This window comes from Streptomyces sp. NPDC058239 (genome assembly GCF_042882185.1).
Classification (GTDB): Bacteria; Actinomycetota; Actinomycetes; order Streptomycetales; family Streptomycetaceae; genus Streptomyces.
The window spans coordinates 1-8720 of sequence record NZ_JBHVWS010000117.1 but is presented as its reverse complement, the minus strand read 5'-3'; the positions used below and the strand labels follow the sequence as shown (position 1 = coordinate 8720).

The 8720-nt window shown below is 68.0% G+C and carries 1 protein-coding gene; it reads left to right on the top strand.

Annotated features, from left to right (window positions below):
- On the top strand, positions 1 to 8720 hold an 8720-nt coding region (locus tag ACFVYE_RS46880; protein ID WP_389609681.1), incomplete at both ends, for a type I polyketide synthase.

The window sequence follows — 8720 nt, the reverse complement described above, 5'->3', positions numbered from 1 at the left end:
CAACCCACCACCCAAATCGACTGGACCACAGGAAAACTCGCACTCCTCACCGAACCCCAACCCTGGCCCCAACACGACCACCCCCGCCGCGCCGCAGTCTCCTCCTTCGGCATCAGCGGCACCAACGCCCACATCATCCTCGAACAACCACCACGGACAGAGGAGGTGGCAACAGAGCGTAAACATCCGGATGTTGTGCCATGGCTGCTGTCCGCGGCCGACCCGGCCGCGATGGGTGATCAGGCTTCAGCATTGCTGACGGCGCTGAGTCCGCAGGATTCAGGAGCCGACATCGGATGGTCGCTCGCCGCCGGCCGGGCCTCGCTGGAGGAGCGGGCGGTGGTACTGGTCAGTGACGACATGGATCGGATCGAGGCGCTCTCAGCGCTTGCCCGAGGGGCCTCCCATCCGGCGGTGGTGACCGGCCGCGCCTCCGGCGGCAGCGTGGCCATGGTGTTCTCCGGGCAAGGGACACAACGGTCCGGCATGGGCCGTGACCTCTACGAGGCGTACCCCGTATACGCAGATGCCTTCGACACAGTCTGTGCCGAACTGGACCGGCACTTGACCGAACCGCTTCGAGATGTCGTCTTCGGTGACAGCACAGAGCTGCTGGACGAGACCCAGTACACCCAACCAGCACTCTTTGCTGTACAGGTCGCGCTGTACCGGTTGTGGGAGAGCTGGGGCATCACCCCCGCAGCCGTCACCGGTCACTCCATCGGAGAGATCACTGCCGCACACATCGCAGGCGTACTCAGCCTCACCGATGCCGCAAAGCTCATCACCACCCGCGGACAACTCATGCAGTCCCTCCCCGAGGGCGGCGCCATGGTCGCCATCGACGCCACCGAAGATGACGTCCTTCCTCTGCTGCACGGTCTTGAGGACAAGGTCGGCATTGCCGCCGTCAACGCGGATACGTCCATCGTCCTGTCCGGTGACCGCACCGTACTCACCCACATCACCGAGCAGGTCGACAGCCGGCACACGTGGCTGAAGGTGTCTCATGCCTTCCACTCGCCCCTGATGGAGCCCATCCTCGACCCGTTCCGTGAGACTCTCGAAACTCTGACGTTCGCCTCGCCCGCCATCCCACTCGTCTCCACCGTCACCGGGCAGCCCATCGACCACATGAACGCGGAATACTGGGTCCGTCACGCACGGGAGACCGTACGGTTCGCCGAAGCCGTCCTCCACATCAGTACCGACACGTTCCTGGAAATCGGTCCCCGTGCCGCGCTCACCAACCACCTTCCGCGTACCGCGATCGCATCGCTGCAGCCGAACCAGACCGAAGTGCGGGCGCTCATCACCGCACTGGCGCAGCTGACCGCGTCGGGTACGAACCCGGATTGGCCCGCTTACTTCGCCGACACCGGCGCACGCCGCATTCCACTGCCTACCTATCCGTTCCAACGCACCCGGTACTGGCTCGACAGCACGGACCAGCAACACACCGCGCATCGCGGCGCTGACACCGAATTCTGGCGTGCTGTCGACAACGAGGACCTCGACGCACTCGCCGAGATGCTGACGCTGGGCGACCAAGACCCACAACAGGTGCTGGCACCCGCACTGTCGCTCATCTCGGACTGGCGCCGCCGGCAGACCGCACGCAGGACGATCGACTCGTGGCTCTACCAGATCACGTGGCGCCCTCTGCCGCCGTCCGGCAGCACCACCGGCGTCGATGGGCGTCCCCTGATATTCGTCCCGGCCGACGACCTCGGCCATCCTCTGGCCGTGGCAGTCGACGAGGCACTGCCCGAAGCCATTCACGTACCTTGCGACGACAGCACAACCCGCGCCACGATCGTCGAAGTACTCACCAGGCATCGGCCGCGGCAGGTCCTTTCACTGCTCGCCCTGGGCCACCACGCGATCCCATCGACGCTGGCACTCATGCATGCCTGCTCAGACGTCGGCTTCGAAGGCTCGCTGTGGTGTCTGACATCCGGTGCTGTGTCGGTCGGTCGGACCGACCGGCTCAGGGACCCGGATCAGGCGGCGGTATGGGGGCTCGGGCAGGTAGCGGGCCTTGAGCATCCAGACTGGTGGGGAGGGCTCATCGATCTTCCCGGAGAGCTGGACGCCAGGGCCTCGGAGCGTCTCACTGCAGCTCTGGCGGGGCATTGGGATGAAGACCAGCTGGCCGTGCGGCCTTCGGGAGTCTTTGCGCGCCGGATGACCCGTGCTGCCGGTGCGCCCGTCGCAGCGACATTCGCCACCGCCGGTGCGGTGCTCGTCACCGGCGGAACCGGTGCGCTGGGCGGGCACGTCGCTCGCTGGCTCATCCGTTCCGGGGCACGTCACCTTGTCCTCACGAGCCGCCGCGGCATCGAAGCGCCGGACGCCCGGACCCTGCGGGCGGAACTCCAGGCGATGGCGCCGCAAACGCGTGTCGACATCGAAGCTTGTGACGTCGCGGACCGTGTCGCTCTGGACCGCTTGCTGGGCAAGATGGACGTCCCTGTCACGGCTGTCTTCCACACTGCGGGCACCGGTACCGCGGCTTCCCTGCACGACACTGATGACGCTCTTGTGGCACAGGCATGGCAGGGGAAAGCAGACGGCGCGCGGAACCTCGACGCCGCTTTCGCCGATGTGCCACTGGACGCGTTCGTGCTCTTCTCCTCGGGGGCGGGAGTATGGGGAGGCAGCGGCCAAGGAGCCTATGCCTCGGCCAACGCCTACTTGGACGCTCTGGCTCAGGCACGCCATGACCGTGGACTGCACGCCCTGGCCGTCGCGTGGGGCACATGGAGCGGTGGTGGCATGGCGGCTGCGGCCTCGGTTGAGGAAACGTTGCGCCGCAGCGGACTGCCGCCCATGGAACCCGGACTCGCGGTGACGGCTCTGGGCCGGGCACTGGGCGGTTCCGACGCCACCGTGGTGATCGCGAACATCGACTGGGGTACGTTCGCCCCGGTGCTGAACGCAGCCCGCCGCCGTCCGCTCCTCGGTGACCTGCCCGAGGCGCGAGAGGCGCTGGATGCACACCATGCCCCTGCATCGGACGGTGTGGATGCCGTTTGGCGGACAAGGCTTTCCGGAGCCGGGGACACGGACCGCACTCAGGTTCTCCTCGATCTGGTGCGAGGTGAGATCGCTGCGGTTCTCGGGCACACGTCCCACGACGCCATCGCCCCGCGGGCCGCGTTCCGCAGTATCGGAGTCGATTCCCTGGCCTCGGTGCAGTTGCGCAATCGACTGCAGACGGCGACCGGACTGCCCCTGCCCGCCACGCTCGCGTTCGACTACCCCTCCCCCATCGCCCTCGTCTCGTATCTGAAACAGGAACTGCTGGGCGAGGACGGCTCCCTCGATGCTCCGGGTCAGAGCATGCAGACCGACGACGATCCGGTGGTCGTCGTCTCCATGAGCTGTCGTTTCCCTGGCGAAGCAGATTCACCGGAAGCGCTCTGGGACCTGGTCGCGCGCGGCGGTGACGCGGTGGCGGAGTTCCCGACCGACCGTGGCTGGGATCTCGACCGCCTCCGCGACCCTGACTTGAGCAAGACCGGCACTTCATACGCCCACACCGGCACTTTCCTTTCCGACGCCGCCGGCTTCGACGCCGCGCTGTTCGGGATCTCTCCGCGAGAGGCTCTCGCCATGGATCCGCAGCAGCGACTGCTGCTGGAGACGTCCTGGGAAGCCTTCGAACGGGCGGGCATGGCGATCAACACGCTGAGGGAGAGCCGAACCGGGGTGTTCATCGGCGCTGCGACCTCCCACTACGCGGACGGAGACGCCGGGCAGGGCTCCGAGGGCTATCTGCTCACGGGTACGGCGACGGCCGTGCTGTCGGGACGGATCTCCTATTCGTTCGGGCTGGAGGGCCCCGCGGTCACCGTGGACACCGCGTGTTCGTCGTCGCTGGTCGCCCTGCACCTGGCGGTGCAAGCGCTGCGCAGTGGCGAGTGTTCTCTCGCGCTCGCCGGCGGTGTGACAGTGATGGCTACTCCGGCTGCCTTCATGGAGTTCAGCCGTCAGCGGGGCCTCGCGGCCGACGGCCGATGCAAACCGTTCGCGGCAGCCGCTGACGGGACCGGATGGGGCGAGGGCGCGGGCGTATTGGTGCTCGAGCGTCTTTCCGACGCCCGCAGCAACGGGCACCCGGTGCTCGCGGTACTGCGTGGTTCCGCGGTCAACCAGGACGGGGCGTCCAACGGGATCAGCGCACCCAACGGGCCGTCCCAGCAGCGAGTCATTCGCCAGGCCCTGGCCAATGCGGCTCTCCGGCCTTCCGACGTGGACGCTGTGGAAGCACACGGCACCGGTACCACGCTCGGTGATCCCATCGAGGCACAGGCGGTACTGGCCACCTACGGGCAGGACCGTGACCGTCCCTTGTGGCTCGGCTCGATCAAGTCCAACATCGGCCACACCCAGTCAGCCGCCGGCGCTGCGGGAGTGATCAAGATGGTCATGGCCATGCGGCACGGCGTCCTGCCCCGGACCCTGCACGTCGACGAGCCCACCCCTCACGTCGACTGGACGGCGGGAGCCGTCTCGCTCCTCACCGAGGAACAGCCCTGGCCGCAGACCACCGATCGCCCCCGCCGGGTGGGCGTGTCCGCGTTCGGAGTGAGCGGTACGAACGCGCACGTGATCCTGGAGCAGGCGCCGTCCGATGCACCCGCCCCGGGCCGAAGGAACACCCCGCCTGCGGTGCCGTGGGTACTGTCGGCACACGACGCGTCGGCGTTGGCGTCCCTTGCCGGCCGGCTCGCCGATCAGGTGCCGGATGACGCCTCAGTGCTCGATGTCGGCCATGCGCTCGCGACGGACCGTGCCTTGCACGCGGAGAGAGCGGTGCTGGTAAGCGGTGATGTGGAGACCCGCAGGCGGGCGCTGCGCGGCTTTGCGAGCGGTCGGGTCGTCCCGGAGCTGATCACCGGCAGAGGCGGCGAAGGAACCCTTGCCATGGTGTACTCCGGGCAAGGGGCGCAGCGCCTCGGCATGGGCCGCGAGCTCTACGACGCCTACCCGGTCTACGCAGACGCCTTCGATGCCGCGTGCGCCGAAGCGGACCGGTTCCTGCCTCTTCCACTGCGGGACGTCATCTTCGGCGACGACCCGCAGTTGATCCATCAGACCCGCTACACCCAGCCGGCACTGTTCGCAGTCCAGGTCGCGCTGTACCGGCTCTGGGAGAGCTGGGGTGTCACCCCCAGCACTGTCACGGGACACTCCATCGGCGAGATCACCGCCGCACATACCGCAGGAATGATCACGCTCGCCGACGCTGCGGCGCTGGTCGTGCATCGCGGCAGGCTCATGCAGAATCTCCCCGACGGCGGAGCGATGGTCTCGGTCGATATGGCCGAGGACGACGTCCGGCCGAGCTTGCTCGGCCGTGAGGACAAAGTCGGCATCGCCGCCGTCAATGGACCACGATCGATCGTCCTGTCCGGCGACCACCAGGCCCTCAAGAGCCTCGTCGAGGAATTCGCCGGGCACCGGTTCACCTGGCTCCGTGTCTCCCACGCCTTCCACTCACCGTTGATGGAGCCCGTTCTCGACGAACTGCGGAGCCTCGTAGCCGGCATCACCTTCTCCCCGCCGAGCATCCCGCTGATCTCCACCGTCACGGGTCGGCTCATCGACCACACCGACCCCGAACACTGGATCCGCCACGCCCGCGAGACCGTCCGCTTCGTTGACGCAGTCCACCACGTCACAGCGGACACGTACCTGGAAATCGGCCCCGGCGGGTCCCTTCTCCCCCACCTTCCCAGCTCTGCGATCGCCTCGCTCCACCCCAAGCACCCCGAGGTCCGGGCCATCACCACCGCCCTGGCGCGGCTCACGGTCACCTGTGCGGGTCCTGACTGGCCCGCCTACTTCGCAGACACCGGCGCCCGACGTATCCCGCTGCCCACGTATCCCTTTCAGCATCAGCGCTACTGGCTTGAACCGTCCGAAGCAACCCATCGGCCCGAGGCCACCGTCGGGGCGGCCGAGTCCCGTTTCTGGGAGGCTGTCGAGCGCCAGGACCTCGCTGCTCTCTCCAGCGAACTGGGCGAAGACCAGACCCGGCTCTCCGCCGCATTACCAGCGCTGGCCGACTGGCGACGACGCCGGCGCGAACAGTCCGTCGTGGACTCCTGGCGCTACCGGGTCGGCTGGGTCCCGCTGACCGTGGCCACCGGCCGGCTCTCGGGAACGTGGCTTGTCGTCACGGCGTCCGCGCAGCACGACCATCCCGATGTGTTGGCGGTCCTCGCCGCGCTCAGGGCCGGCGGCGCCGAACCTCGTCTCGTGAGCGAGATCGGCGATGAGCAAGGAGCCGACGAGCCCGGTGTCGCCGGTGTACTCTCCCTGCTGGCCTTCGACGACGCACCCTGCCCCACTCGTCCCGGCATGTCGCAGGGGCTCGGTGCAACCTTCGATCTGCTACAGGAACTGCAGCGACGCGAGTGGACCACGCCGCTGTGGTGCCTCACCCGAGGCGCCGTCTCCATCGGCCGCTCCGAACCGGTGTCCGCCCCGTCCCAGGCACGGTTCTGGGGAATGGGCCGTGCTGTTGCGCTCGAATGGCCGAGCGGCTGGGGAGGACTGATCGATCTTCCGGCCACGCTCGATGATCGGGTGCTGTCGCGGCTGCCTGCCCTCCTGGCCGGTCCGACCACAGAAGATCAGCTGGCCCTGCGTGCGTCCGGTGCATTCGGTCCCCGTCTCGCCCACGCTTCGCCCGGCACGACAGACGGCGTGCCCTGGAAGCCCCGTGGCACCGTACTCATCACCGGTGGCACCGGTGCTCTGGGGGCGCATGTCGCCCGTTGGCTCGCCCGCCGCGGCGCGGAGCATCTCTTGCTCGTCAGCCGCCGGGGACCTGAAGCACCCGGCGCCGCCGGGCTCACGGCAGAACTCGCCGACCTGGGGTCGGAGGTCACGCTCGTCGCCTGTGATGTGTCCGACCGTGAGCACCTGGCGGAAGTCCTGGCTGCGGTGCCGTCCGAGCGGCCGCTGACCGCTGTGGTGCATGCCGCCGGCGTCGGGCAGTTGACGCCTCTCGTGGACATCGGGATCGATGATTTCTTCGAGATCGTGCGCGCGAAGACGGACGGTGCCACGCACTTGGACGACTTGCTCGGATCCCGGCAGCTGGACGCCTTCGTCCTCTTCTCCTCGGTGTCCGGTGTCTGGGGTACCGGTGGGCAGACGGCCTACGGAGCAGCCAACGCTCACCTGGACGCGATCGCCCGCGCCCGCCGCGATCGGGGGCTGGTCGCGACCTCGGTGGCCTGGGGGCCATGGGCGGGAGCGGGCATGGCCGAGGGCGAGTCGGGCGCGCACATGCGCCTTCGAGGTCTGCTGCCGATGCAACCGGACCTCGCGATGACGGCGCTCGAGCGGGCGTTGTGCACTGACGAACCGTGCCACGCTGTGGCGGATGTGCGCTGGGAGGAATTTCTTCCCCTGTTCGCCTCGGCCCGCCGCAGTTCGCTGCTTTCGGATCTGCCGGAATCACGTCTTCTGCTGAGCACGCCGGAAGAAGCCGATGCTGCGGGCCTGAGCCGCTTCTCTTCGCTCGGTGCCGTCGAACGCCGGGCCGAGTTGCTGGCTTTGGTCATGTCCGAGGCTGCGGCGGTGCTGGGCCACGCGGGAGTCGAGGGCATCTCCACCGACAGGGCCTTCCGTGACCTCGGCTTCGACTCGCTCACCGCGGTCGATCTGCGCAACCGTCTCAGTGCCGTGCTCGGCGTGGCGCTTCCGACCACGGTGGTCTTCGACTACCCGAACATGGAAGGGCTGGTCTCTCACCTGCTGACGCTGTTCGGCGGCGACCCGCAGGATGAAGTCGCGGAGTTTCAGACCTCTGCGACCGCGGAGCCGCTGGCCGTCGTCGGCATCGGATGCCGCTTTCCCGGAGGGGTGCGCAGCCCCGAGGAGCTGTGGCACCTTCTTGAGTCGGGCCTCGACGCCGTGTCGGACTTTCCATCGGATCGTGGCTGGGATCTGGCCTCCTTGCTGCGGTCCGACGAGGGCGCGCCGGGCAGCAGTACCGCGAACGGGGGCGGGTTCCTCCACGACGCCGCAACATTCGATGCGGAGTTCTTCGGCATCACGCCGCGTGAGGCGCGGGCGATGGATCCTCAGCAGCGGCTGCTCCTGGAAACCGCGTGGGAGACCTTCGAACGTTCCGGTGTCGACCCGCAGTCGTTGCGGGGCAGTCGAACCGGTGTTTTCGTGGGCGGCAACAGCCAGGACTACGTCTCGTTGCTCGACGATGACGTGCCTGGTACGGAGGGCCATCTCCTCACGGGCAACACGACCAGTGTGGCGTCCGGCCGGATCTCCTACACCTTCGGCCTCGAAGGCCCCGCCGTCACCATCGACACCGCCTGCTCCTCCTCCCTCGTCGCCGTGCACCTGGCCGCCAACGCACTGCGCAACGGCGAATGCACCCTGGCCCTCGCCGGCGGCGTCACCATCATGTCCACCCCCCGGACCTTCATCGAGTTCAGCCGCCAGGGTGGTCTCGCATCCGATGGGCGCTGCAAAGCTTTCTCCGACGACGCGGACGGAACCGGCTGGGGCGAAGGCGTCGGCCTGCTCCTCCTGGAACGCCTCTCCGACGCCCGGAGCAAGGGTCATCCTGTACTGGCTGTGATACGCGGCTCCGCCGTCAACCAGGACGGCGCCTCCAACGGACTCACCGCACCCAACGGACCCGCACAACAACGCGTCATCCGCCAAGCCCTCGC